Source organism: Pseudomonas sp. SC3(2021) (assembly GCF_019856535.1).
Classification (GTDB): domain Bacteria; phylum Pseudomonadota; class Gammaproteobacteria; order Pseudomonadales; family Pseudomonadaceae; genus Aquipseudomonas; species Aquipseudomonas monsensis.
This window is the reverse complement of record NZ_CP082236.1, coordinates 1,475,641-1,500,635: the sequence shown is the minus strand read 5'-3', so window position 1 is coordinate 1,500,635 and position 24,995 is coordinate 1,475,641. Positions and strand designations below refer to the sequence as shown.

Sequence of the window (24,995 nt, the reverse complement as noted above, 5' to 3'; positions counted from 1 at the left end):
TCCTTATTCCGTGCAGCCGGGATAGATGGTGCAGATGCGGCCATCGACCATCTGGAAGGTGCTGAAATCGGTGTGGTTACCGAAGCAGAAGGCATCCTGGTCTTCGAAGTTGTCGCCCAGGCAGCGCTTCCAGCCGTTAGGTACTTTGACCCAGGTCTTGCCGATGGCAGGCCGTTCTTCCGCCGCCAAATCGATCTTCATCCGCACGGTTTTGCCCGGCAGTTGGTCGAGGGTGTAGGCGGCAAACGGACGACCTCGTGCGAGCGCGCCAAGCTCATCGGTTTTTTTGCAGTCGAGGAGTTTTCGCAGGATGCGAGGCTTGCCCGAGGTGCGGAACAGCCACTGACACTGGCCGTAAAAGCTGCTTTCAGCCTCATCGTTAAAGGCGCCCTTGTAACGGGCTTCCAGTTCCTCGCGTACAGCGACCACTGCGCTGTCACCATTGATGTCACTCCAGCCCTTGCCGTATGCAGCTCTAATCTCAATATCAATCTTCCAGATCACCAACGGACACCCTTTGACCGTCCGGTGGAGCGCAATTTCTGAAACCGGCTCGTAGTGCTCACGCCACTTCAGGTTGTAGCCAACCGCAGTATTTCGTCCGTCCGGGACGGTGCAGGTTTCTCCTTTGGCGGGCACGTATTTGGCGATGGCTTCATAGGCGAACCCCGGCGGCAGATCTGCCGTGAAGGTGAAGCTGTCGGGCGGACTCGCCACACAACCGAACAACATCCCCATGCAGGCCACCCACCCGGCTTGTCGAAAAAATCGTTTCACTGCGCTGCACCTCCACCCATCGTGTTCACCCAATGGCTCACCCGTTCGAAATGCTCCAGCGGCGTTTCCCCCGGACGCACTTGCCACTGCGCATCGCCCCCATGAGCAGGCATTTGCACGCTGTGGATCAGCAGAAACGCCAGCTGCTGCGGTGTCTGCCAACCCCACTCATCTGCCTGCTCGAGACGTTCACGCAGCCAGGTTTCCGGGGGTTGTGTTCGCGCGAGGTCGGCGTAGGCCTGTTCGTGTTCGGCCAGCAGGAAACGGTGAGCGTTGAGCTGGCGAATCTCGCGGGTTTGCTCCGCAGGTGCGGGTGTTTGCAGCCACGGCGGGGACTCCGGCACTGGGTAGCGGCCGGGCGTCGGGTTGTCGCTGCTCTCCCATTGCGTGCCCTGCCAGTAACACACGCTGAGCGTCGGGCCGAGGTAGGCCGGTATGGCTTCGAAGGGCAGATGCGCCAGTGTCCGGCTCAGCACGCGGTTGTCGTGAAAACGGTACAGCGCCTGATGCGGGCGGGCGCCGATGATCAGTCGTTGCTGCCAGTGTTCGACCCAAGCGCACAGGCAGGCTTGAGGCAGGCTGAACAGCCATCCCCAGTTGTCCTCCGGACGGGCGAGCAGCGGCGCGATGCGTTTGTCGTCATACCGTTCAAGGGCGAAAACAAACGGCCCGTTATCCGCCAGTTCGGCGACGGGCGTGTCCTTGTAGAGGATGCGGTAGTGCTCGAAGTCGCTGGTTTGCAGTAACCACTGACGGATTTCCCGTTGCTGTGGTTGTGAGTCGAGCAGCAGATACAGGCCATGCCCTGAAGCGAATTGGCGGGTCATCCACTGGCGCGCAAAGGCTTCGCTCATGCGGCGTTCTCCCTTGGCTGGCAGATGCCCTCGCGGCAGGCTTCACACAGCGGGCAGAAGGTCGCGCCCATGGCGTGGCTGGCGTTCATCAGCGCGCGTTGCGTGGACGCCAGCACGGCGGGCAATGGCGCTGGCGCCGCCAGGTCGTCGACGCCATCGGGCATCGCGGCCCGCGCCGGCGCAACCGCTTTGGGGCTGCCGCCGACCTGGATGGCACTGCTGCTGAAAATGCCGCCGTGACCGATCACCAGGTGCTCGCCGCCGACGGTGATGCTGATACTTTTGCCGGCGTTGAGTACCAGATGATCGCCGGCGTTGAGGTGGATTTGCCGACCGGCCTCGATCGCCTGCAACTGATCGACCCGGCTGTGGCTGTCACCGCTGACGTGCAAGTGGTCGCTGGCGTGGAGCCGGGTTTTGCGGTCGCCGTGCACGGTGCGCTGCTCTTCGGCATGCAACACGCTGATGCTGTTGCCCTTGATGGTCTCGTGGCGCTCGTTGCCGACGTCCAGACGGCTGTCGTTTTCCACCTTGTGCTCGAGGTCGCGCTGGGCGCGCAGGTAAATCAGTTCGCGGCCGGCACGATCTTCCACGTGCAATTCATTGAAGCCGCCGTTGTCCGGTGAACTGCGTGAGCGAAACACACTGCGGGTCTTGTGTTCCGGCAATTCATAGGGGGCGGGGTTGGCGCTGTTGATCAGGCAGCCGCTGACGACCGGGTGGTCCGGGTCGCCCTCAAGAAAGCTGACCAGCACTTCCATGCCGACCCGCGGCAGCATCACGCTGCCATGGGCGTTGCCGGCCCAGTTAGAGGCCAGCCGCAGCCAGCAACTGCTGTGGTCGTCGTGGTTGCCTTCGCGATCCCAGTAGAACTGGACCTTGACCCGACCATACGCATCGCAATGAATCTCTTCGTTGACGGGGCCGCTGACCACAGCGGTCTGGCTACCGAAGATTCGTGGCTTCACGAATGATTGCGGCGGGCGGTAGATCACGTCCCATGGCGTGGCGACAAAGTCGTTGCGGTAGCCTTCAACGAAGCCGTCGGCAGCGCCGGCGCTGGCCTCGCCCAGCGTTTCTTCCAGCACCGCTGATTGTTTTCCGCGGTGGTTGACTGCGGTCAGCAGCCACAGTCCATTGTTTTCCTCGCAGGCATGCTCGGTGATCGACAGGAAATGGCCGGACACCAGGCTGGGCTGATCGCTGTGGCCACAGCCCTGCAAGTAGTCGGCGCGATGACTTTCGAGGGCGCGGTGGGTCAGTTGCTTGCCCCGTGCGCCGTCGCTGAAGCGCCCCGGATAGCGATAATCCTCAAGCGCCGGCCGCGCCGTGTTGCTGTCGGGCCGATGGGTCGCCTCCAGCAGAAAGCGCGTCTTGCGAAAGTCATGATCGCGGCGCACGGTCGCCGTCGGGCGGGTTTCCACCCGTACCTGCCATTGTTGGATTGCCGGCGTTTCGGCAACCATGCCGTTGTCCTGGCGGTAGGGCGTCGGGCGGTCCAGACGGGGGAAGACCGTCTGGTCGTCGCCCAGCACCAGCAAGTGTTTCTCCCGGCTGTGCTCGAAGTGGTAGTGAATGCCTTCTTCCTGACACAGACGCTGGATGAAGTGCAGATCCGACTCCGTCTGCACGCAGTATTCGCGCGGCGGATAGTCGGCACCGAGATGAAACCGGTGCAGGTCACGTTGAATACCGTTGTCCGCGAGAATCCGGGTGATGATCTGTGGCACGGTCATCTGCTGGAATATTCGCTGATTGCAACGATGCTGCAGATACGCCAGGCGCGGAACCAGTGTCAGGCTGTAGCGCGTCAGGCGTTTGCCGCTGTCGCCACGGGCGACGCGATTGATCACGCCGTGGATGCCATGGCCTTCGAGGTCGAACGCCAGGAACGCCTGCTGGTGCATGAGGCTTTCAAGGCGCAGATTCGCTCGTTCGCTGACCAGCTCGACCTCGAAGGTGTAGGGCTGGCTGATCGATTCGTGGCCGCTGAAGGAGAGGACTTGCAGGTCGTGTTTAACGTCGTTGAGCGAGAGGCTGAAGCGGGCATGGGCGGTCGACATCCTTTATTCCTTGTCCTGTGACGGGGCACAGGCTCTCGGACGTCGATGCAACGATTGCGCGCAGACCTTCCTTGGTCTTGCGCGCAACGAACGTTCCGGAGCCAGTTTCGTGCAACGCTAACAAGGCCGCCGAAGAATTGATGTCAGACGCTTCCCAAATTGCAGTTACACATTAAACCGGCACGCGGAAATCCAGGATTTTCAGTTGAAGGTGATGTGGAAATACGCCAACTGCGGATCCCGCCCCATCGGCGGAACCCGCGAGACAAATATGCCCTGTACCCGCCCCAGTTCCGGCAGCTCCAGCGCGCACAGGCCATCGACGAATTCGGTTGGCTCCACGCTGTTCAGCTCGACGCTGAACGGCATGCGTTCGCTGTAGCGCATTTTTGCCGAGGGGTTTTCCTCAAGTTGCCCGATATGGACTTGCAGGGTGTTGCCGTCGGGCAGGTGCAGGGTGCCGATGCGCCCCAGCAAGGCCTGGAAATGTTGGCTTTGAACCGATTGCAGCATGGTTGTGCTCCGGCAAGGTAGGAAACCGGGGGAGGTGATCCCCCGGCGGTCGATCAGTTACGCGAAGGAAAGATGCCGTTCAGCGCAATGCTGAAATTGAGCACCAGATACGGGTTCATGATGGGCAGCGGCAAGCCGTTACCGGCCGGCGAGATGGTGCCAGTGATAGTGGTCGCGGCGCCTTTGAGAGGAACGGCTGAGGCGCCCTGGGCATCGGAAAAGATATTCGCCAGACCCGGCCCGGTGCCCGATGCACCGATATAGGCATTGGTCGCGCTGGGGGTGCCGAGCGGATTGCTGGCCGGGTTGGCCAGTTGCACCGTGGTGGTGGCGGTGAGGCCGGCCAGGGTGTGGGTATGAGCGGGCAGGTTGCTGAGGGTCGGGATGACTTGTTCGGTGCCGGAGGTTTCTCCCATGATCCGTGTTGTCAGCCCCCCGCCGGAACCTTGGCAGACCGGCATGCGGCTCTGCAGGTTGGGCAGGCCGAAGTTGGTGGTGCCGTTGCCTCCGTAGGTGGTGCCCAGCAATGCGAACAGTGCCTGATTCTGTTGGATTGCGATGATCTGACCGTTGCACAAGGCCCAGCCGGTGGGCGCAAAGTTGAAGGCAAACGTCATAACCGTGCCCATGTAAACGTCCATAAAGTCCTCATCCTTCTGATTGGTGGTCGGCGGGCCGCAAGTGAATTCAGGCTGCTGCAATTGCCTTGGCACTTCGTGGCCAGGTCACGCCACGCCAGAGCGTAGACCGGGATTGGCAAGGTTGCCGGATGTCGTGAAAACGCCGGCCGGCATCGACGGCTCTCCTGCGCCTGACCTAAAGTGACGGGCAGGATTTGGCACCCATATCCGTGGTGACGCAGTACAGCGAGAGGCAGCAATGGCGCTCAACAGAGTAACGCCGGTGGGTGACACGCAGGATCCACACGCAACCCCGGGCTCATGGTTCGGCCGTTTGCGCCTGCTTCGCTGGGCCAGAGAACACTGGCTGTTGCCCATCCTGCTGCTGGCGGCGGCCGTGCGTTTTTACGATCTGAGCGCTGCGGCGATCTGGGGCGATGAAGGGTCCAGCCTGTTGCTGGCGCGTTACTCGTTAGGCGAAATCTGGCACCACGCCGGGCGCGATGTGCATCCGCCGCTGTACTTCATGTTGCTGCACGGCTGGATTGAGCTGTTCGGTGACGGCATCTTCGCGATCCGCTGTCTCAGCGCACTGGCGGGCATTGCTGCAGTGGGGCTGGGCATCCGTCTGGTGGATCAACTGGCCACGCGCCGCGCCGCGATCTTCGCCGGGGTGTTGCTGGCGCTGTTGCCGACGGCAGTGCGCTACAGCCAGGAAGTGCGCATGTACTCACTGCTCGGGTTGTTGCTGATCGCGGCCATGCTGGCGCTGATCTACTGGATCAGGCGGCCGCAACGGCATCGCTATCTGGTGGTGTATGCGTTGTTGATGACGGCGGCGTTCTACACTCACTACTTCGCCGTGTTCGCGGCGCTGTGCCACTGGATTTATCTGGGGGTGATCCGCCTGCAGCGCGGCTACCGTTTTCGCCACATTCAGCGCGCCGACTGGTGGCTGGCCAATCTGGCCATCGTTGTGTTGTACCTGCCCTGGCTGCCCAACGTGTTCGACCTGCTGCAACATATGGAGCAGCTCAAGACCGGCGGCGATGTCGGCTGGGAAGACCCGGTCACCCTGGCATCGCTGCCTTCGATGATCTGGGCGTGGCTGACCCAGGATGATGGCGATGCTCGCTCGCTGTTGATCTTCAGCGCCTTGCCGATGGCGTTGCTGCTGTTGGTTGCGGTGGCCGTGATGCGTGATCGCAGCGTGTCCCGTGGCAGTGTCCTGCTGGCGTTGTACACCGGCCTGCCCTTGCTGCTGGTGTTCGCAGTGTCGTTTATCACCCCGGTGTTCATCGAGCGCTACCTGACCGCTTACGCAATGGGTTTGCCGATGCTGGCCGGGATGGCCATCGACCGCTTGTACAGTCGCATGCGGCTGTTGGCGCTGGCAGTGCTGGTGGCGCTGATCGGGGTCGAAATGGTCGGGGTGAACACAAACGCCACGGTGGACCGCAATGACCAGTTCGACCGCGTGGTGAACTACGTCAACCAGCATTTCCAGGCAGGCGACCGGATCGTCACCAGCGACATGCTCTGGTACTTGAGCTACGTCTACTACGATCGCAGCGGCGCACGGGTTCGCCTGTATACGCCACCGGCAGCGGATGGCCGTTCGACGCGGCCCAATGACTACGGGTTCGGCACGCTGGTGGCCGCCGATGTCTATCTGGACAGCCTTGCCGAACTGCCCGTTAACGGCCGGGTATGGCTTATTGGCACGCTGGATGATCCGCAGGAATTTTTGCCGTTGCCTGCCACTTGGCGCATCGCGGGTGAGGTCCATGCCGGCGGCGCGCAAGCGCGGTTGATCACGTTCAAATCGCCAAGTGATTAAGCGCGGTCACGACTCAATCGTTTCACCTATGAAATCGCGATAAAAAGTTAACTGGTTAGTCCTTTTTGCTCTGACTTGATATCAAAACACTACTAGTCGCAAGGTTACTGTTGGACTACGCTCTGTCGGACAAAAGGACTTCCGACTACGGTGAATGGATTGCAGCAGTTCCACTTTATTTCCGGCTTGCCGCGCTCGGGCTCGACCCTGCTTTCTGCGATCCTTTTGCAGAACCCGCGCTTTCACGCCGGAATGACCAGCCCGGTTGGCGCCCTGTTTTCCAGCGTGCTTGAGCAATGCGGCGCCGGCAGCGAGTTCGGCGCAGTGATCGACACCCCCATGCGCCGCCGTTTGCTGCGCGGTCTGTTCGACTCCTACTACGCCGACAAAGTCGATAAACCGGTGGTGTTCGACACCAATCGGCAGTGGAGCTCGCGGCTGCCGGCACTCAATGACCTGTTTCCCAAAGCCAAAGTCATCGCTTGTGTGCGCAACGTCGCGTGGGTGATGGACAGCCTTGAGCGGCTGTACCGCGCCAATCCTTATGAAAACACCAAACTGTTCGGCGACGCCGTCGAGCGCAACACGGTCTACAGCCGCTGCGAAACCCTGGCTCAGCGTAACCGGCTGGTGGGTTTTGCCTGGGCAGCGCTCAAGGAAGCCTATTACGGCGAGCACGCCGATTCGCTGCTGATCGTTGATTACGATTTGCTGACTCAGGCGCCTGAGCGGGTGCTGCGGCTGGTTTACGACTTCATCGACGAACCCTGGTTCGAGCACGATTTCGAGCACCTGGCCTACGACGCACCAGAATTCGATCAGGGCCTGGGCCTGGCCGGCCTGCACAAGGTCAAGCCGAAGGTCGCCTTGCAGTCTCGGCGCACGATCCTGCCGCCGGACCTGTTCAAGCAATACGCCGATTTGTCCTTTTGGCTCGATGGCTCAGCCAGCGCCGCCAATGTCATTCGTATGAAGTCCGACGCTGCGATCAACTGATCGCGGCGTTTTTTATTGATGCGTCACGTACATTCGTTCGAGTTCGGGTGAGCAACATGTGGTGGTCTCTTTTTGGCAGTGCGAAGGTCAAGTCACGGACAACCGAGGGTCAGCGTTCGCTGGCATCGCCGATGATCATGTCGCTGGAACCGCGCATGCTGTTCGACGGCGCAGTGGCTGCCACCGTGGCCGATACGGCTGCCCAGGCTGACAGCAACCCTGCGGCGGATGCCGCCAAGGCGCCGACCGCCGATCACCCGGTCGCCAGCAAGGACACCCATGGTCAGGCCGATGCCACACCGGCCGCCAGCCCGGTGGCGGTGCCGGGCCAGAGCGTGGTGTTCGTCGATTCGCGTGTGAAAGATGCCGACAGCCTGGTTCAGGGCGTTGCCCCTGGCACCCAAGTGGTGAAACTCGACGCCACCAAGGATGGTTTGCAACAGATCGCCGATTACCTCGATCAACATCATGGCGTCAGTTCAGTGCAGATCATTGCCCACGGCAACGCTGGCGATCTGTGGTTGGGCAACAGTTATCTGTCTGCGGACAACGTCGCGCAACGCAGCGCCATCCTCGGCGAAATCGGCAAGGACATGAGCGCTGGCGGCGACATCCTGATCTACGGCTGCTACACCGCCGAGGGCGATCGCGGCTTGAGTTTCGTCGACTCGCTGGCGCAGTTGACCGGCCGTGATGTAGCCGCTTCGAACAACCGCACCGGTGTCGGCGGCGACTGGGATCTGGAAATTGCCACCGGCACCATTGAGAGCGCCAACGTCTTGTCGACCAAGGCGATGAGTGAATATCAATGGGGCCTTGCCACCTGGACCGCGACTAACAACCTCGACTCGGGCGTCGGCTCGTTGCGTACGACTCTGGCGTCTGCGCAAAACGGCGACATCGTCACGTTCAACGCCGGCATGACCGTGCAACTCAACTCCGAGTTATTGATCAACAAGAACATCACCGTCGATGGCGATCTGAACAACGACGGCGTGGCCGACGTGACCCTCGACGGGCAATACAAGACCCGTGTGGTAGAAATCACTTCCGGCGCCACCGTGACGCTGGACGGGCTGGTGATCACCAAGGGATTGGTGGCCGGCAATGGCGGCAACGGTGGCGCGGCGGCGGCAGGCGCCATGGGCGGCGGGATTTTCAACGCCGGCATTCTTACGCTCAATAACGTCACGGTGACTGCCAACGCCGCTTCCGGTGGTGGTGGCGGCGGTGGGGTGGCCGGAGGTTATTCCGGCGGCGGCGGCGGCGGTGGTGGCGGGATCGGCGGCGGTAACGGTGGCCATGGTGGTTCGACAGGCCCGGGCATCTCAACCTATGCCGGTGGGGTCGGCACAGCGAATACCGGTGGTTATGGCGGCGGCTACACCTCGAACGATATGGGCGGGCGCGGCGGTACCAGCACTGGCGGCCTCGGCGGCAATGGCGCCGCCGGTTACAGTCAGGGCGGCAACGGCGGCTCAGCGACCAACGGCACGTTGTCCATTGGTGGTGGCGGCGGTGGTTCGGGCTGGAACTCGGTTGGCGGCGTCGGTGGCAATGCGGCCGGCGGTATCTACAACGCCTCGACCGGCACCTTGAAAGTCATCGGCACATCGGTCATCAGCAATAACCTCGCGGCGGGCGGTGGCGGCGGCGGTGGTGGCAGCGGCGGCAACATTGCCAACGGCGGTGACGGTGGCCGTGGTGTCGGGGCCATCTGGAACAACGGCGGCTCGGTACTGATCACCGCTGCCAACTTCGCGGCGATCACCGGCAACGCTGCGGCCAGTGGTGTCGGAGGCCCGTCAAACGGCGGTGCGACGGGTAGCTCGCCGAGTGCCACTGCGACGGTTTACAGTATCGGCGGCACGCTCAATACCAATTACGTCGAACCACCGACCGCGACCATCGTCCTGGCGGACAGTGCGCTGAAAATTGGCGAAACCTCGCTGGTGACCATCACCTTCAACATGGCGGTCACTGGCTTCACCAATGCCGACCTGACCATCGCCAACGGCACGTTGACGGCCGTGAGCAGCAGCGATGGCGGGATCACCTGGACCGCGACTTTTACGCCGACCAACGGGATTACCGACACCACCAACGTCATCACTCTGGACAACACCGGTGTGGCGGCGGTCTCTGACGGTACCGTGGGTGTCGGTACCACCAATTCCAGCAATTATGTGATCGATACCCAGCGCCCGACGGCCACTATCGTTGTCGCTGACACGGCCCTGAAAATCGGTGAAACGTCGCTGGTGACCATCACTTTCAGTGAAGCGGTCAGCGGTTTCACCAACGCCGACCTGACCATCGCCAACGGCACGTTGTCCGCCGTGAGCAGCAGCGATGGAGGCATTACCTGGACGGCGACGTTTACGCCGAGTGGCAGTGTCACCGACACCACTAACGTGGTGACGCTGGATAACACCGGAATCGCTGACCTGGCCGGTAACGCCGGCAGCGGTACAACCGATTCCAACAACTACGCCATCGACACCGTGCGCCCGACGGCCACCCTTGTCGTCGCGGACACCGCGCTCAGGGCAGGGGAAACCTCGCTGGTGACCATCACGTTCAGCGAGGCCGTGACCGGTTTCACCACCGCCGACCTGTCCGTGGCCAATGGCAGCGTGAGCGGTTTGAGCAGCAGTGACGGCGGGATCACCTGGACGGCCACCCTCACGCCAACCAACAACATCAGCGATACCACCAACCTGATCACCCTGGCCAATACCGGCCTCTCCGATTTGTCCGGCAATACCGGCAGCGGCACCACCGACTCGAACAATTACGCCATCGACACGCAGCGCCCGACGGCGACTATTGTGGTTGCCGACAACGCCTTGAGAATCGGCGAAACGTCGTTGGTGACCATCACCTTCTCCGAAGCCGTGACCGGCTTCACTAATGCCGACCTGACCATCGCCAACGGCACGCTGAGCGCCGTGAGCAGCAGTGATGGTGGCATCACCTGGACAGCAACCTTCACGCCGACCGCCAACATTACCGATGCCACCAACCTGATCACCCTGGACAACAGCGGGGTCAGTGACGTCAACGGCAACCAGGGCAGCGGCACCACCGACTCCAATAACTACGCCATCGACAACCAGCGCCCAACGGCCACCATTGTGTTCACAGACACGGCCTTGAAAATCGGCGACACATCGCTGGTGACCATCACCTTCAGTGAAGCGGTCAGCGGTTTTACCAACGCCGACCTGACCATCGCCAACGGCACCTTGAGCGCAGTCAGCAGCAGTGACGGAGGTATTACCTGGACCGCAACGTTCACTCCGGGCGCCAGCATCAGCGACACCACCAATCTGGTGACGCTGGACAACACCGGCATCGCTGACCTGGCCGGCAACGCTGGCAGCGGCACTACGGATTCGAACAATTACAGCATCGACACCCAACGTCCGACAGCGACCATCGTGGTCGCCGACACGAGCCTCAGCGCCGGTGAAACCTCGTTGGTGACCTTTACCTTCTCCGAGGCGGTGACGGGCTTCACCAACGCCGATCTGAACATACCCAACGGCACGTTGACCGCCGTGAGCAGCAGCGACGGTGGCATCACCTGGACGGCGACATACACGCCCACTCTCGGGATCAACGACACCAGCAACCTGATCAGCCTGAACAACACCGGCATCGCTGACCTGGCCGGTAACGCCGGCACCGGCGTCACCAACTCCGGCAATTTCGTGATCGACACCATGGTTCCGACCGCCACTATCGTGGTTGCCGACAACAGCCTGAGCATCGGCGAAACCACCACGGTGACCATCACCTTCTCCGAAGCCGTGACCGGTTTCAGTAACGCCGACCTGACCATCGCCAACGGCACGCTGAGCGCCGTGAGCAGCAGTGATGGTGGCATCACCTGGACGGCAAGCTTCACGCCGACCGCCAACATTACCGACGCGACCAACCTGATCACCCTGGACAATACCGGGGTGCAGAATGGGTCCGGCAACGTGGGAGTGGGCACCACTGATTCGAACAATTACGCCATCGACACCCAGCGCCCGACCGCGACCGTTGTGGTGGCCGACACGGCGCTGGGCGTTGGTCAGACCACCACGGTCACTATTACCTTCAGCGAGGCGGTGACCGGTTTCACCCTGGCAGACCTGACCGTCGAGAACGGCACACTTTCCGCGTTGAGCACTTCGGACAACATCACCTACACCGCGACGTTTACCCCATCGACCGGCGTCACCGACACCAGCAACCTGATCACCCTGGACAACACTGGAGTGGTCGACGGGGCCGGCAACACTGGCAGCGGTACCACCGATTCGAACAACTACGCGGTCGACAGTCAGCGTCCGACCGCCACGGTTGTCATGAGCGACAACGACCTGCGTCCTGGTGAAACAGCGACCGTGACCATCACCTTCAGCGAAGCGGTCACCGGTTTCGACAATGCCGACCTGAGCGTCGCCAACGGCACGTTGAGCAACGTCTCGTCCAGCGACGGCGGCATCACCTGGACGGCGACGTTCACTCCGACCATCGGCATCAGCGATACCACCAACCTGATTGTTCTGAACAACACCGGCATCAGCGATCTGGCCGGCAATACTGGCACCGGCACCACCAACTCGGCCAACTACGCGGTGCAAACCGAAGTGCCGACCGCGACCATCGTCGTTGCGGACAGCTCGCTCAAGGCCGGGGAAACCTCGATCGTGACGATCACCTTCAGCGAGGCGGTCAGCGGTTTCAGCAATGCGGACCTGACCATCGCCAATGGCACCCTGAGCAACGTCAGCTCCAGCGATGGCGGCATCACCTGGACCGCCACGCTGACGCCAACCGCCAACATCACCGACACCAGCAACCTGATCACCCTGGACAACAGCGGGGTCACCAACGCCTCTGGCAACAGTGGCGTCGGCACCACCGACTCCAACAACTTTGCCATCGACACCGCGTTGCCGACCGCCACTATCGTGGTCGCCGACAATCGCCTGGGCATTGGCGAAACCACCACGGTGACCATCACCTTCAGCGAAGCCGTGAGCGGTTTCGATCTGTCGGACATCAGCGTCGCCAATGGCACCTTGTCGAACCTGATCAGCAGCGACGGCGGCATCACCTGGACCGCCACGCTGACACCAACCGCCAACGTCAACGATGCGACCAACCTGATCATCGTCGACACTGCCGGCGTGCAGGATCTGGCCGGCAACCTTGGTGCGAGCATCGCCATTTCCAACAACTACGCGCTCGACGCGACCCGGCCAACGGTGGACATCGTGGTCGCCAACCCGCATCTGGGGATCGGCCAGACCACCACGGTGACCTTCACCTTCAGCGAGGCGGTGAGCAATTTCGACCTGTCCGACCTGAGCGTGACCAACGGTGATCTGAGTAACCTGAGCAGCAGCGATGGCGGCAAGACCTGGACCGCGACGTTTACCCCGACCGCGAATGTCACCGACCCGAGCAACTTCATCGCGCTGGACACCAGCAACGTCACTGACCTGGCCGGTAACGTCGGCAGCACGGTGGCGGTGTCGAACAACTATGGTCTCGACAGCGAACGGCCAACGGCGACGGTGGTGATTGCCAACCCGAACCTGGGCATCGGCCAGACATCGGCGGTGACCATCACCTTCAACGAGGCGGTGAGCGGCTTCGATCTGACAGACATCAATGTCGGTAACGGCACCTTGTCCAACCTGAGCAGCAGCGACGGCGGCAAGACCTGGACCGCGACGCTGACACCGAATGCCAACGTCAACAGTGCCAGCAATGCGATCAGCGTCAACAGCGCGGGTGTCAGCGATGCCTCCGGCAACAGTGGCAGCGGTGTCAGCAGCTCGAACAATTACGTGATCAATACCGTGCCGCCGGTCGTTCCACCCACGACACCAACCAGCGTGGTGATTCCCGATCCACTGATTCGCAGCAGCGATCCGGTGGTGTCGCCACCGCCGCCGAACATCCCGCTGCAACCGATCATTTTCACTGCCCCCACCGGCGATATCGGCTCACCGCTGACCTTTGCGCCGCTGTTCGAACAACGGGTGATTGGCAACGGCATCCGCCCGCTGGGCGATATTTTCATCAATCAAGGTGCCCTCAGCCCGAGCTTCATTGCGCAAGTGTTCAGCAGCAGTGACAACGGTGGTGATGGATCCGGTCACGGCTTCCTCGGCTTTGGCGGCGGTGATGGCGGCGTATTCGGTACCAGCACGTTATCGAGCCTGTTCAATCAAGACAGTGCCGCCGGCCGCGATTCGTTGAATGCGTTTGGCAGCCAGTCACTCAAGGCTGGCGACGTTTCTCAAGGCCTGCGCGGCGTGTTTGGTGCGCCGACGCTGGGGCAGCAACTGCAAGAACTCAAAGACAACGAACAGCACCGGGTCGACAACCTGGCGGCGGCACTGCAACAGGTCGGCATCAGCGAAATATCGGCCTGAACCAACCATTACTCAACACTGTGCGGGACCTAGGGGCGATCCAGGGATGAAAAGAAGTCAGAAGTTGTTCGGCGCCAGCCTGCTGTCGCTGGCGATCAGCGGATGTGCAGTGACCAGTGAACCGATTGAACGCAACGTCAGTGAACAGCGGGCCAGGAGCGACCTGCAAAGCATGTACAAGGATCAGGAACCGCTGCGCGGCCCGCTGACCCTGCACCAGGCCATGGCTCGAGCGGTGAAGTACAACCTCGAAGGCCGCTTGAAGATCATGGAGGAGGCGCTGGCCAAGCGGCAGCTCGACCTCGCCAGTTTCGACATGCTGCCGCGCATGGCGCTGGACGCCGGTTACGTCGGGCGCAACAACGTCAACGCCTCCAGCAGCCAGAGCGTACGTACCGGCACTCAGTCGCTGGAACCGTCGACCTCGCAGGATCGCGACCGTGAAGTCGCCGACCTGACCATGGTCTGGAACGTTCTGGACTTTGGCGTCAGTTACATCAGCGCCAAACAGCAGGGCGACCAACGCCTGATCGTCCAGGAGCGTCGCCGCAAGGTGATCAACACCATCGTTCAGGATGTGCGCTCGGCCTATTGGCGAGCGATGGCCGCCGAACGTCTGCTCAAGCAGATCGACAGCCTGATGGCCCGTGTCGACACCGCCCGGCGCAACAGCCAGAGCATGAGCGACCAGCGCATTGGCGACCCGGTGCAATCGCTCAGCTACCAACGTTCGCTGATCGAAGCCACCCGGCAACTGGAAGAGCAGCGCCGTGCCCTGTCTTTGGCGAAAACCGAACTGGCGACCCTGATCAACCTGCCGCTGGGCACCAACCTGACCTTGGCCACCGATGACGGTTATCAGATTCCCGAACTCAAGGTCGATCTGGCGAAACTGGAGCAGGAGGCGCTGACCAGCCGTCCGGAACTGCGTGAGCAGGATTACCAGACCCGCATCAGCGCCGCTGAAACCCGCAAGGCCATGCTGCGTCTGTTGCCGGGCCTGGAGTTTTCCGCCGGCGGGCATTACGACAGCAACTCGTTCCTGGTCGAACAGGGCTGGGCCGACTATGGCGTGAAAGTCACCTGGAACCTGTTCAACGTGATCTCCGCTCCGGCGGCCATTGATGTCGCCAAGGCTGGCGAGGAAGTGGCCACCGCGCGGCGTCAGGCCATGTCGATTGCGGTGCTGGCGCAGCTCTACGTGGCCAACGCCAACTATCAAGAGGCCTTGCGCCAGTTCAAGACCAGCCAGCAACTGTCGGACATCGACGGGCAAATCGTCGGCCAGTTGCGCAATCGTCATCAGGCGGCGGGCATTGGTGAACTGGAACTGATTCAGGGCGAGTTGAACAACCTGCAAGCAGACCTGCGCCGCGACCTGTCCTACGCCGATCTGCGCAATGCGTACGGACAGATCTTCGCCAGTGCCGGCCTCGATCCACTGCCGGATCAGGTGCAATCGACCGAAGTGCAGTCGATCGCCACCGCACTGGCCAATCGAGAATCGGCCTGGGCGGCCGGTGATATTTCGGTGCCGGTGGCGCATGCTGCGGCGCCGGCCCGGTAAGCGCCGGGTGGGCTCGTGAGCCGGCCGGCATGTTCGCGCCTGCCGGTGACGGTGGATTTGCCGTTGTTGTTGCAAGCGCTGGCGGCGATTGATGAGCAGGCCTGGCGCGGACATTTCAACAGCGACTATTTCACCGGCGACTGGAGCGGCGTGGCGCTGATTTCGTCAGCCGATGCGCTGACCGAATTGTCCCCCGGGCAGGCTGCGCCGGTGCCTCGTGCGCCCTGGTTGCGGGATGAGCGCTGGCAACGCGGGCTGCATGCGCTGTCGCTGGAAATTGTCAGTGCGCGCCTGTTACGGCTGGGCCCTGGCGGGCGCATTCACGAACACCGCGACTACGATCTCGATGGCCCGCAAGCGGATCTGCGGCTGCACATTCCGCTGCTCAGCCCACCCGCCGTGGATTTCTGGCTGGAAGACCGGCGTGTACCGATGACGGTGGGGGAATGCTGGTTTCTCGATCTTGCCCGAGCCCATCGCGTGGACAACCGCGACGCCTCGGCGAGGATTCATCTGGTGCTCGATTGCCGCCCGACGGCCTGGGTCCTGGCAAAGATTGCCGAAGGCTTGCGCGATACCCCGGCAGCACAGACAGCGGATTCGCCGCTGCAGCCATTGCAGCGTGTGCTCGACGGTGATGCGCAGCTGGCGGCGACATTGCAGGCCATCGGCGACCCGGAAACGTTCATCGAGCGCACCCTGCAACTGGCTGCTGCCCAGGGTCTGGCCTTGACCCGTGAAGAACTGCGCGCGGCAATGCGCAATGGTCGCCGGCAGTGGAACGAACAATGGCACGGCTGAGCTTCGACGGCTGGTTGCCGATTCGCGTCTGGCCGGTCGCCGGGCAATGGCAGGTGGACTGGTGCTGGTTCGCGGACACGCCGTTGCATCAGCCGTTTTTCCGCGAGGCGGTGGAGGATGCGTTGCGGCTACCGTTCAATCAGGCCTTTCGCCGGCAGACGCCGTTGGCGGCGCTCAGCGATTGGCAGGCGCAAAGCCCGGGCCTGGCACCGAGCGCGTTCATTCTGCATGCCTCTCGCTGTGGTTCGACGCTGATCAGCCAGATGCTCGCGCGGCTCGACGATCACATCGTGGTGTCCGAACCGCCACCGCTGGATGCGCTGTTGCGCAGCGACCTGCCGGCCGGCGAACGGCGCGCGGCCATCTGCGGATTGCTTTCGGCCTATGGACAGCGGCGTCGTGGCACCGAGCAACGGCTGGTGATCAAGCTCGATGCCTGGAGTATCGGCGAATGGCCGCTGTTGCAGGCCTGTTTTCCCGACACGCCGTGGCTGTTTCTGTATCGCGATCCTGTGGAAATTGCCGTTTCGCACCTGCGTCGTCCCGGGATGCACATGGTGCCGGGCATGCTGGGGGATTGCGTGCTCGAAGACGGTTTGCCGTTCGTGGGACGCGAGGACTTCATCGCCCGGCGCCTGGGACGATTGCTCGAGGCCGGTGTGGTGCACTGCCGTGACTCGGCGGGTGCGCTGGTCAACTACAGCGAACTGCCTGATGCGATGGCGGGGCGCTTGGCGCGGTTTTTCAAGCTGACGGCCGAACAGCGCCAACAGGTATGGCTGGCCGCCGCGCAGCACGCGAAGCAGCCCGCGCAGGCCTTTGTGGCCGATGGCGAGGCCAAACGGCGTGAAGCGTCGCCGCTGTTGCGGGCGCGGTTGCAGGCTTGCGCGTGTGCACCCTATGCGGCTTTGGAGAAAATGCGCGGCGTTTAAAGGATCGCAGCCTGCGGGGGAATGCCTGCTCTGCAGGCGCTGCCGAAAGCTGCGATCTGTTGCTGTTCATGATTTGCCCGACAGATCCGCCATGCCCTTGAGCAACTCGATCGGCAACGGGAAGACAATCGTCGAGCTCTTGTCGCCGGCAATCGAACTCAAGGTCTGCATGTAGCGCAATTGCATGGCGCCAGGCTGGCGCCCGAGCATTTCGGCGGCCTGCATGAGTTTTTCCGACGCCTGTAACTCACCTTCGGCGTGGATCACCTTGGCCCGCCGTTCCCGTTCGGCTTCGGCCTGTTTGGCGATGGCGCGGACCATCGACTCGTTGAGGTCGACATGCTTGATCTCGACGTTGGCGACCTTGATGCCCCACGCGTCGGTCTGCGCGTCGAGCACTTGCTGGATGTCGATGTTCAACTGTTCGCGCTCGGCCAGCAGTTCATCGAGTTCGTGTTTACCGAGCACTGCGCGCAGGGTGGTCTGGGCCAGTTGGCTGGTGGCGGAGAGAAAGTCCTCGACCTGAATGATCGCCTTCTGCGGGTCGAGCACGCGGAAATACAACACCGCGTTGACCTTCACCGAGACGTTATCGCGGGTGATCACGTCCTGCGGCGGCACATCGAGAACAACGGTGCGCAGATCAACCCGGACCATTTGCTGCACCACCGGAATCAGCAGGATCAGCCCCGGCCCTTTGACCTGCCAGAAGCGCCCGAGCTGGAACACCACACCGCGTTCGTATTCACGCAGGATGCGGAACGTCGATCCGGCCAGGGCGATCACCAACAGCAGCAGCGCGACAAAACCGATTTGCAGACCCATGATCACTCTCCGTGACGCACCGCGTCAGTCGCGGCAACTTTCAGCAATAAGCCTCTACGCCCGACCACGCGCACCGATTGCCCGGTGTGCAGGGGTGTCGCGCTGCGCACTTGCCAGTGTTCGCCCTGCAGTTGCACCCAGCCGTTGTGGGCGTTTTCCGCTTGCACGGTGGTCACCGCCGTCACGCTGCCGACCAGCCCGGCATCGCCACTGACGGCATGACGTGGCCGGGTTTTCAGGGCGCGGACGATCAATGCGCTCAGCAACAGGGCACTGAGCAGGCCGAGACCGATGATCATCGGCACTGGCAATTCGGCGTTGCCCAGAATCAGCGCGCCGATCACGAACATGATGATCCCGCCCAGGCCGATCACTCCGTAGTTGGGCAGCGCGGCTTCGGCGATCAGAAAGACAATGCCGAGGGTGATCAGCCACAGGCCGACCGGGCTCATGGCCGGCAACGGCGTATCGGCGGCGAGGGCTGAGCCGCTCAGCAGCAGTAATACGGCAAACGTACAACATCGGCTGTTCACGTGACCCTCCGCGAGCGTCATGGGCTGGTTCTTTCAGTCTAGTTGAGGGTGGGGCGGGGCGAATGTTGATCAGCGTGCGCAGCTGTCCAGTGAGCGGATTTCCCGCTGCCAGCGGCCCGCCGGACTAGACTCAAAACACGGCAATAACCGTTCAGCGCAACACCGAGGTGCATCATGCGTATGGCAAGAAAGGTGCAAAGCAGCCTGACCCGGGCGCATTGCGAATACGACATCGTCGCCCACCGGCATTCGTCCAGCAGCCTGGAGACCGCGCGGGTTAGCGGGGTGCCTGCCGAGCGAGTGGCGAAGTCGGTCATCCTCGATGACCATCACGGGCACTATTTGATGGCCGTGCTGCCGGCCAGCCGGCATCTGGACTTGAGCAAGGTGCGCACCAGCGGTGAATGGCAACTGACCCGCGAAAGCAATCTGGCGCACATCTTCGACGACTGCGAGCGCGGTGCGGTGCCACCGCTGGGTGATTCCTATGGCCTGGACATGGTCATCGACCCGCTGCTGACCCGGCAGAAAGACATCTACCTGGAGGCCGGCAACCACAACTATCTGCTGCACATGAGCATGCCCGAGTTTTTGAAGATGGTGCCGCATGCCGAGGTACGAGAGTTGAGCCATTAATGTTGGCGGCGCTCGGGCTGGCGCTATCGCGGGCAAGCCAGGCTCCCACAGGTATCGGGTTGTTCACCAATAGTGTGTTCACCCGAAAACACGGTGGGAGCGGGCTTGTCCGCGATTGCTCTTCCACACACCTGTTTTCTCAAGGAGTCCTCCATGGAACAGCCAATCCACAGCCTGCCGTGCCTGTTCGACCAACTGGGACTGCGCAGCGACCCCACCAGCATCGAGCAATTCATCGCCACCCATTCACCACTCAAGCCGGAATTGCACCTGGCGGACGCGTTTTTCTGGAGCAAGAGCCAGGCCGATTTTTTGCGTGGCGAGATTCTCGATGATGCCGATTGGGCGGAAGTGGTAGATCAGCTGGATGTGATGTTGCGCAAGGGACGCGATACGTAGGAGATGTGCAGAAACGCTTCAAGGAACATTTGTTTCAAAACTTGACTGAAATTCCCTGTCAATGCGATATTGATAGTTAGCAAACTAACAGTGTGCATTGCCCCGTGCCGAATTCCCTCGACGCTCTCCAGATGAACATCAGCAGTGCCATGGTGGTGGCCGCCAGGCACTGGCGGAAAATCTGCCAGACCACGCTGGTCAACTACGGCATCTCCGAAGCCTGCGCCGTGCCGCTCTTGATGATCGGCCGGCTGGGTGAGGGCGTGCGTCAGGTGCAAGTGGCGCAGGCGGCCGGGATGGAGAGTCCGTCGCTGGTGCGTCTGCTCGATCAGTTGTGCCATTCCGGTTACGTCTGCCGCACCGAAGATGTCCAGGATCGTCGGGCCAAATGTCTGAGCCTGACCGATACCGGCCGCGAGCTGGTGCAAGCGGTGGAAGCCGAACTGGTGCGCCTGCGTCATGAGGTGCTCGAAGGCATCGACCAGAGTGATCTGGAGGCTGCGCTTCGGGTACTGCGCGCTTTTGAGGTGGCCCATCCGCCTGTGGTGATCAAGTCTTGAACGGTTTTTTCTCTGGCATTCCGCCGGCCCGTGACTGGTTTTACGGGGTCCGTACCTTTGCAGCGTCGATGATCGCGCTGTACATCGCCTTGCTTATGCAAATGCCACGTCCGTATTGGGCGATGGCCACGGTGTATATCGTCTCCAGTCCGTTTCTCGGGCCGACCAGCTCCAAGGCGCTGTACCGCGCCATCGGCACCTTTCTCGGGGCCGCAGCGGCAGTGCTGTTCGTGCCGATGTTCGTGCAGAGCCCGTATGTGCTGGTGGTGGTCATTGCCTTGTGGACGGGGATTTTGCTGTTCCTGTCGCTGCACCTGCGTACCGCCAATAACTACGCGCTGATGCTCGCCGGTTACACCTTGCCGCTGATTGCCTTGCCGACGGTGGATAACCCGCTGGCGGTGTGGGACGTGGCAGAAGCGCGCACCGAAGAGATTTTCCTCGGCATCGCCGTGGCTGCGGTGATCGGCGCGATGTTCTGGCCGCGCCGTCTGGCGCCGGTGTTCAACGACGCCGTCGGCAAGTGGTTCGCCGATGCCACGACGTACAGCCTGAAATTTCTCGGCCGCGACGTGCAGCCTGAGCAGATCACGGCCTTGCGCATGGCCATGGTCGCCAATTTCAACAGCCTCGAATTGATGATCGGCCAGTTGCCCCACGAAGGCGCGAGGCCGCAAACCGTGCGCAACACCAAGGAGCTGCGCGGGCGGATGATCCACCTGTTGCCGGTGATCGACGCCCTCGAAGACTCGCTCTACGCCCTCGAACGACGCACGCCGGAACTGGTGGAAAAGTTTGCCCCGCTGCTGACTGCGACCCAGCAATGGCTCGGCCATAACGACGCCGACCTGGCGCGTTGGCAGGCGCTCAAGGATCAGCTTCAGGCCTTGCAGCCAAGCTGCGAGGCGCTGGAAGACCGCCAGCAATTGCTGTTTTCCAACGCGATTTATCGCCTCGGTGAATTCATCGATCTGTGGCAGGACTGCCGCAGCCTGCAGGACGCGATTCTCTGCGAACGGCAGGACAGCTGGCGTGCGGTTTACCGGCACTGGCGCCTCGGGCGTCTGACGCCGTTTCTCGATCGCGGAATGATGCTGTATTCGGTGGCCTCGACCATTCTGGCGATCATCGTCGCCTCGGTACTGTGGATCCTGCTCGGCTGGCCGGATGGCGGCAGTGCGGTGATTCTGGCGGCGGTGGCGTGCAGTTTCTTTGCCTCGATGGACGACCCGGCGCCGCAGATCTACCGGTTCTTTTTCTGGACCGGGATGTCGGTATTGTTCGCCAGCCTCTATCTGTTTCTGATTCTGCCGAACCTGCACGACTTTCCGATGCTGGTGCTGGCGTTTGCGGTTCCGTTCATCTGTGTCGGCACCCTGACGGTACAGCCGCGGTTCTACCTCGGCATGCTTCTGACGCTGGTCAACACCTCGTCGTTCATCAGCATTCAGGGCGCGTACGACGCGGACTTCTTTGCCTTTGTGAACGCCAACCTGGCCGGCCCCATCGGTTTGCTGTTCGCGTTTATCTGGACCCTGATCGCCCGCCCGTTCGGCGTCGAACTGGCTGCCAAACGCCTGACCCGCTTCAGCTGGAAGGACATCGTGCACATGACCGAGCCGGCCAACCTCGCTGAACACCGGCACTTGGGCGTGCAACTGCTCGACCGCTTGATGCAGCACTTGCCACGCCTGGCCATGACCGGTCAGGACACCGGCATTGCCATGCGGGAAGTGCGCGTGGGCCTGAACCTGCTCGATCTGCTGGCCTACACCCCACGCGTGAGCGGCGCGCCGCAGGTCCTGCTGCAACAAGTGGTGGCCGAGGTCGGCGAGTATTTCCGCGCCTGTCTGAAGGCCGGCGAGCGCTTGCCGGCGCCGAGTCCTTTATTGATGACGATGGACCGCGCGCGCCGTGCGCTCAAAGGGCACGGCGACGAGGAAACCCGGCTAAACCTGTTGCATGCCTTGAGCGGTTTGCGCCTGGCGCTGTTGCCCGGCGTGGAATTTGTCAGCACCGGCGATGCCGAAGAACCGCTGCCCGATGGAGCGCCCCTATGATCGGTGATCTGGATATCAGCGGCATTTTCCTGCCGACCCTGCTGGTGCTGATGGGCATCACCTATGTGTTGTTTTTGCTGGTGCACGGCGTGCTCACACGCCTGCACTTTTACCGTCTGGTCTGGCACCGGGCATTGTTCAACGTGGCTCTCTACGCCGTGCTGTTGTACGGCGTGGACTCACTCAGTCGATACCTGATGACATGAAAAAACCGTTTCTGACTATCGGTCGCGTGGTCCTGACCCTGCTGATCGTGACTTTCGCCGTCGTCCTCGTCTGGCGCATGGTGATGTATTACATGTTTGCGCCGTGGACCCGCGACGGCCATATCCGTGCCGACATCATCCAGATCGCCCCGGACGTGTCCGGGCTGATCCAGCAGGTCGAGGTCAAGGACAACCAGTTGATCAAACGCGGCCAGGTGCTGTTCAGCATCGACCAGGACCGCTTCAAACTGGCCCTGCGTCAAGCGAAAGCAACGGTTGCCGATCGCGAAGAAACCCTCGCCCAGGCCCAGCGTGAGGCCAAGCGTAACCGTGGCCTGGGCAATCTGGTGCCGGCCGAACAGCTGGAAGAAAGCCTGTCGAAGGTCGCCCGTGCGCAATCGGCGCTGGCTGAAGCGCTGGTGACGGTGGACAGCGCCCAGCTCAACCTCGACCGTTCGGTGATCCGCAGTCCGGTGGACGGCTACGTCAACGACCGTGCACCGCGTCCGCAAGAGTTCGTCACGGCCGGGCGGCCGGTGCTGTCGGTGGTCGACAGCAACTCGTTCCACATCGACGGCTATTTTGAAGAAACCAAACTCGACGGCATCCATGTCGGCCAGTCTGTCGACATCCGTGTGATCGGCGACAAAGCGAAGCTGCGCGGGCATGTCGAAAGCATCGTCGCCGGTATCGAAGACCGTGACCGCACCAGCGGCAGCAACCTGCTGCCCAACGTCAACCCGGCGTTCAGCTGGGTGCGCCTGGCGCAGCGGATTCCGGTGCGTATCGCCTTTGATGATGTGCCGGAAGACTTCCGCATGATCGCCGGCCGCACCGCGACCGTGTCGATCATCGACGAGCAAAAGCAGGAGCCTGCGCAATGAACAGGGCCCTGATGATCGCCGGGTTGGGCGTTATGCTCTCGGCCTGTCAGATGGTCGGGCCGGACTATCACCTGCCCGCTGACGCGGCGGTGCAGCGCAAGGACTTTCAGGGCGAGTTGGCCGTGGAGGGCAAACCGGTGGTTTCAGTACCGGTGCCGGCGGACTGGTGGCGTTTGTATCGAGACCCGCGTCTGGACCAACTGGTGCAGCAGGCCATGGCTTCCAATACCGATTTGCGCGTGGCTGCGGCCAACCTGTCGCGGGCCCGTGCGCAGGTCGATGAAGCCAAAGCGGCCGGTGGCTGGAGCGGCGGCGTGAAGATGGGCGCGCAGCGCTTGCAGGAATCCGGTCAGGCGTTCCTGTTGCCAGAAAAAGTGCCGGTGGCCAACGTCGCTGACATCGGCATCAGTGCTTCTTACCAGTTCGACCTGTGGGGCACGCTGCAACGCGGCATCGAAGCGGCGCAAGCCAACGCTGATGCCACGCAAGCGGCGGCCGACACCGCGCGCATCACCCTGGTGGCGGACGTGGTTCGCGCCTATACGCAAGTCTGCGCCGCCAATGAAGAGCGGGAAATCGCCCAGCATTCCCTCGACCTGCAATCGCAGAGCACCACGCTGATTCAGCGCCTGCGCGATGCCGGGCGTGGCGATGAAACCCAGGTCACCCGTTCGCAAACCCAATTCAAATCCTTGCGCGCCGACATGCCGCGCTATGAGGCGGCGCGTCAGGCCGGTTTGTTCCGCTTGTCGATGCTGCTGGCCAAACCGGTCGAGCAATTGCCGGCCGGCACCGCCACCTGCGCCGAATTGCCAAAAATCGCCCAACGGGTGCCGGTCGGCGACGGTGCGGCGCTGCTCAAGCGCCGTCCCGATGTACGTCAGGCCGAACGTCGTCTCGCCGCCGCGACCGCCGGGATCGGTATCGCCACGGGCGAGTTGTACCCGGACATCAGCATCGGCGCGACCATCGGCACCGTCGGCATTGTTTCCGACCTCGGCGATCCGTCGACCAACCGTTGGGGCTTCGGCCCGTCGTTGAGCTGGAAAGTGCCGACCAACGGCGCCCGCGCGCGCATTCGTGAAGCCGAAGCCTCGACCCAAGGCGCGCTGGCGCATTTCGACGGCGTGGTGCTCAACGCCATCCGCGAGACCCAGACCGGTCTGGCCCAGTACAGCGCGTTGCTGCAACGCCGCGATGCGCTGGCCGATGCCGAGCAGTCGGCGAAACTGGCCGCCGACCAGACCCACCGCTTCTTCCAGGCCGGGCGCGAGTCGTTCCTCGCCGACCTGCAAGCGACCCGTACTTACACCGACGTCACCGCGCAACTGGCCGCGGCCAACACCCAGGTCGCGATGAGCCAGATCGATTTGTTCCTCGCCCTGGGCGGCGGTTGGGAAAGCGGACGAACGCAAGCGACAACCGCCAGCAAACCCTGAGGCCGTTGCTATGCTTTGAAGTGTTGGAGGGGCGCCCCGAGCAA

General features: G+C 62.2%; 20 protein-coding genes. 13 read left to right on the top strand and 7 right to left on the bottom strand.

The window, feature by feature from the left end:
* Positions 1-3: 3 nt before the first annotated feature.
* The 5 genes from K5Y35_RS06590 to K5Y35_RS06570 all read right to left on the bottom strand — a co-directional run bounded on the left by K5Y35_RS06590 (position 4) and on the right by K5Y35_RS06570 (position 4,848).
* Complete coding sequence (locus K5Y35_RS06590) at positions 4-777, bottom strand: hypothetical protein (RefSeq protein WP_410055912.1); 774 nt, start codon at positions 775-777, stop codon at positions 4-6.
* Positions 774-1,631 carry a DUF4123 domain-containing protein gene (locus K5Y35_RS06585; RefSeq protein ID WP_222833932.1) on the bottom strand — a complete coding sequence of 286 codons (858 nt, stop codon included), beginning with the start codon at positions 1,629-1,631 and terminating at the stop codon, positions 774-776. Before K5Y35_RS06585 ends, K5Y35_RS06590 begins: the two co-directional genes overlap by 4 nt.
* Positions 1,628-3,694, bottom strand: coding sequence for a type VI secretion system tip protein VgrG (locus tag K5Y35_RS06580; RefSeq protein ID WP_222833931.1), 2,067 nt, complete (start codon positions 3,692-3,694; stop codon positions 1,628-1,630). The genes K5Y35_RS06585 and K5Y35_RS06580 overlap by 4 nt, the downstream gene beginning before the upstream one ends.
* A 201-nt stretch (positions 3,695-3,895) precedes the next feature.
* A complete protein-coding gene (locus K5Y35_RS06575) occupies positions 3,896-4,207 on the bottom strand; it encodes a DUF6916 family protein (RefSeq protein ID WP_222833930.1) in 312 nt (103 codons plus the stop codon).
* A 53-nt stretch (positions 4,208-4,260) separates the two neighbouring features.
* The gene (locus K5Y35_RS06570; protein WP_186748088.1) at positions 4,261-4,848 is read right to left on the bottom strand and encodes a phage tail protein; all 588 of its coding nucleotides are present in this window, start codon (positions 4,846-4,848) and stop codon (positions 4,261-4,263) included.
* 238 nt (positions 4,849-5,086) lie between these two features.
* On the opposite strand from K5Y35_RS06570, the gene K5Y35_RS06565 reads away from it, so the two are divergent.
* From K5Y35_RS06565 to K5Y35_RS06540, 6 genes are all read left to right on the top strand, one after another.
* Positions 5,087-6,667: a glycosyltransferase family 39 protein gene (locus K5Y35_RS06565; protein ID WP_222833929.1), complete on the top strand. Its 1,581-nt coding sequence runs from the start codon at positions 5,087-5,089 to the stop codon at positions 6,665-6,667.
* 150 nt (positions 6,668-6,817) lie between these two features.
* Positions 6,818-7,663 (top strand): sulfotransferase family protein, encoded by an 846-nt coding sequence (locus K5Y35_RS06560; protein ID WP_128614043.1) that lies wholly within the window; start codon positions 6,818-6,820, stop codon positions 7,661-7,663.
* 56 nt (positions 7,664-7,719) lie between these two features.
* Positions 7,720-14,109 (top strand): Ig-like domain-containing protein, encoded by a 6,390-nt coding sequence (locus tag K5Y35_RS06555; protein WP_222833928.1) that lies wholly within the window; start codon positions 7,720-7,722, stop codon positions 14,107-14,109.
* A 46-nt stretch (positions 14,110-14,155) separates the two neighbouring features.
* A complete protein-coding gene (locus K5Y35_RS06550; RefSeq protein ID WP_186748091.1) occupies positions 14,156-15,676 on the top strand; it encodes a TolC family protein in 1,521 nt (506 codons plus the stop codon).
* Between the two features lie 15 nt (positions 15,677-15,691).
* Positions 15,692-16,477 (top strand): aspartyl/asparaginyl beta-hydroxylase domain-containing protein, encoded by a 786-nt coding sequence (locus tag K5Y35_RS06545; protein ID WP_222833927.1) that lies wholly within the window; start codon positions 15,692-15,694, stop codon positions 16,475-16,477.
* Positions 16,465-17,409 carry a sulfotransferase family protein gene (locus K5Y35_RS06540; RefSeq protein WP_222833926.1) on the top strand — a complete coding sequence of 315 codons (945 nt, stop codon included), beginning with the start codon at positions 16,465-16,467 and terminating at the stop codon, positions 17,407-17,409. The genes K5Y35_RS06545 and K5Y35_RS06540 overlap by 13 nt, the downstream gene beginning before the upstream one ends.
* A gap of 66 nt (positions 17,410-17,475) precedes the next feature.
* Here the strand turns inward: K5Y35_RS06540 and K5Y35_RS06535 are convergent, their stop codons facing one another.
* Positions 17,476-18,234, bottom strand: a complete 759-nt coding sequence (locus tag K5Y35_RS06535) for a slipin family protein (RefSeq protein ID WP_003220464.1) — start codon at positions 18,232-18,234, stop codon at positions 17,476-17,478.
* A gap of 2 nt (positions 18,235-18,236) precedes the next feature.
* A complete protein-coding gene (locus tag K5Y35_RS06530) occupies positions 18,237-18,788 on the bottom strand; it encodes an NfeD family protein (protein ID WP_222833925.1) in 552 nt (183 codons plus the stop codon).
* A 153-nt stretch (positions 18,789-18,941) separates the two neighbouring features.
* On the opposite strand from K5Y35_RS06530, the gene K5Y35_RS06525 reads away from it, so the two are divergent.
* The 7 genes from K5Y35_RS06525 (at position 18,942) to K5Y35_RS06495 (ending at position 24,951) form a co-directional block, all read left to right on the top strand.
* Positions 18,942-19,403: an aminoacyl-tRNA deacylase gene (locus tag K5Y35_RS06525; protein WP_123470393.1), complete on the top strand. Its 462-nt coding sequence runs from the start codon at positions 18,942-18,944 to the stop codon at positions 19,401-19,403.
* A 153-nt stretch (positions 19,404-19,556) separates the two neighbouring features.
* Entirely contained in the window at positions 19,557-19,802 is a 246-nt protein-coding gene (locus K5Y35_RS06520) for a DUF2789 domain-containing protein (protein WP_123470395.1), read from the top strand.
* A gap of 131 nt (positions 19,803-19,933) precedes the next feature.
* Complete coding sequence (locus K5Y35_RS06515; protein WP_177490613.1) at positions 19,934-20,362, top strand: MarR family winged helix-turn-helix transcriptional regulator; 429 nt, start codon at positions 19,934-19,936, stop codon at positions 20,360-20,362.
* Positions 20,359-22,422, top strand: coding sequence for an FUSC family protein (locus tag K5Y35_RS06510; protein WP_123470397.1), 2,064 nt, complete (start codon positions 20,359-20,361; stop codon positions 22,420-22,422). The genes K5Y35_RS06515 and K5Y35_RS06510 overlap by 4 nt, the downstream gene beginning before the upstream one ends.
* The gene (locus K5Y35_RS06505; protein WP_027611129.1) at positions 22,419-22,628 is read left to right on the top strand and encodes a DUF1656 domain-containing protein; all 210 of its coding nucleotides are present in this window, start codon (positions 22,419-22,421) and stop codon (positions 22,626-22,628) included. Before K5Y35_RS06510 ends, K5Y35_RS06505 begins: the two co-directional genes overlap by 4 nt.
* The gene (locus K5Y35_RS06500) at positions 22,625-23,512 is read left to right on the top strand and encodes an HlyD family secretion protein (protein ID WP_222833924.1); all 888 of its coding nucleotides are present in this window, start codon (positions 22,625-22,627) and stop codon (positions 23,510-23,512) included. The genes K5Y35_RS06505 and K5Y35_RS06500 overlap by 4 nt, the downstream gene beginning before the upstream one ends.
* Positions 23,509-24,951, top strand: a complete 1,443-nt coding sequence (locus K5Y35_RS06495) for an efflux transporter outer membrane subunit (RefSeq protein WP_222833923.1) — start codon at positions 23,509-23,511, stop codon at positions 24,949-24,951. Before K5Y35_RS06500 ends, K5Y35_RS06495 begins: the two co-directional genes overlap by 4 nt.
* Positions 24,952-24,995 lie beyond the last annotated feature (44 nt).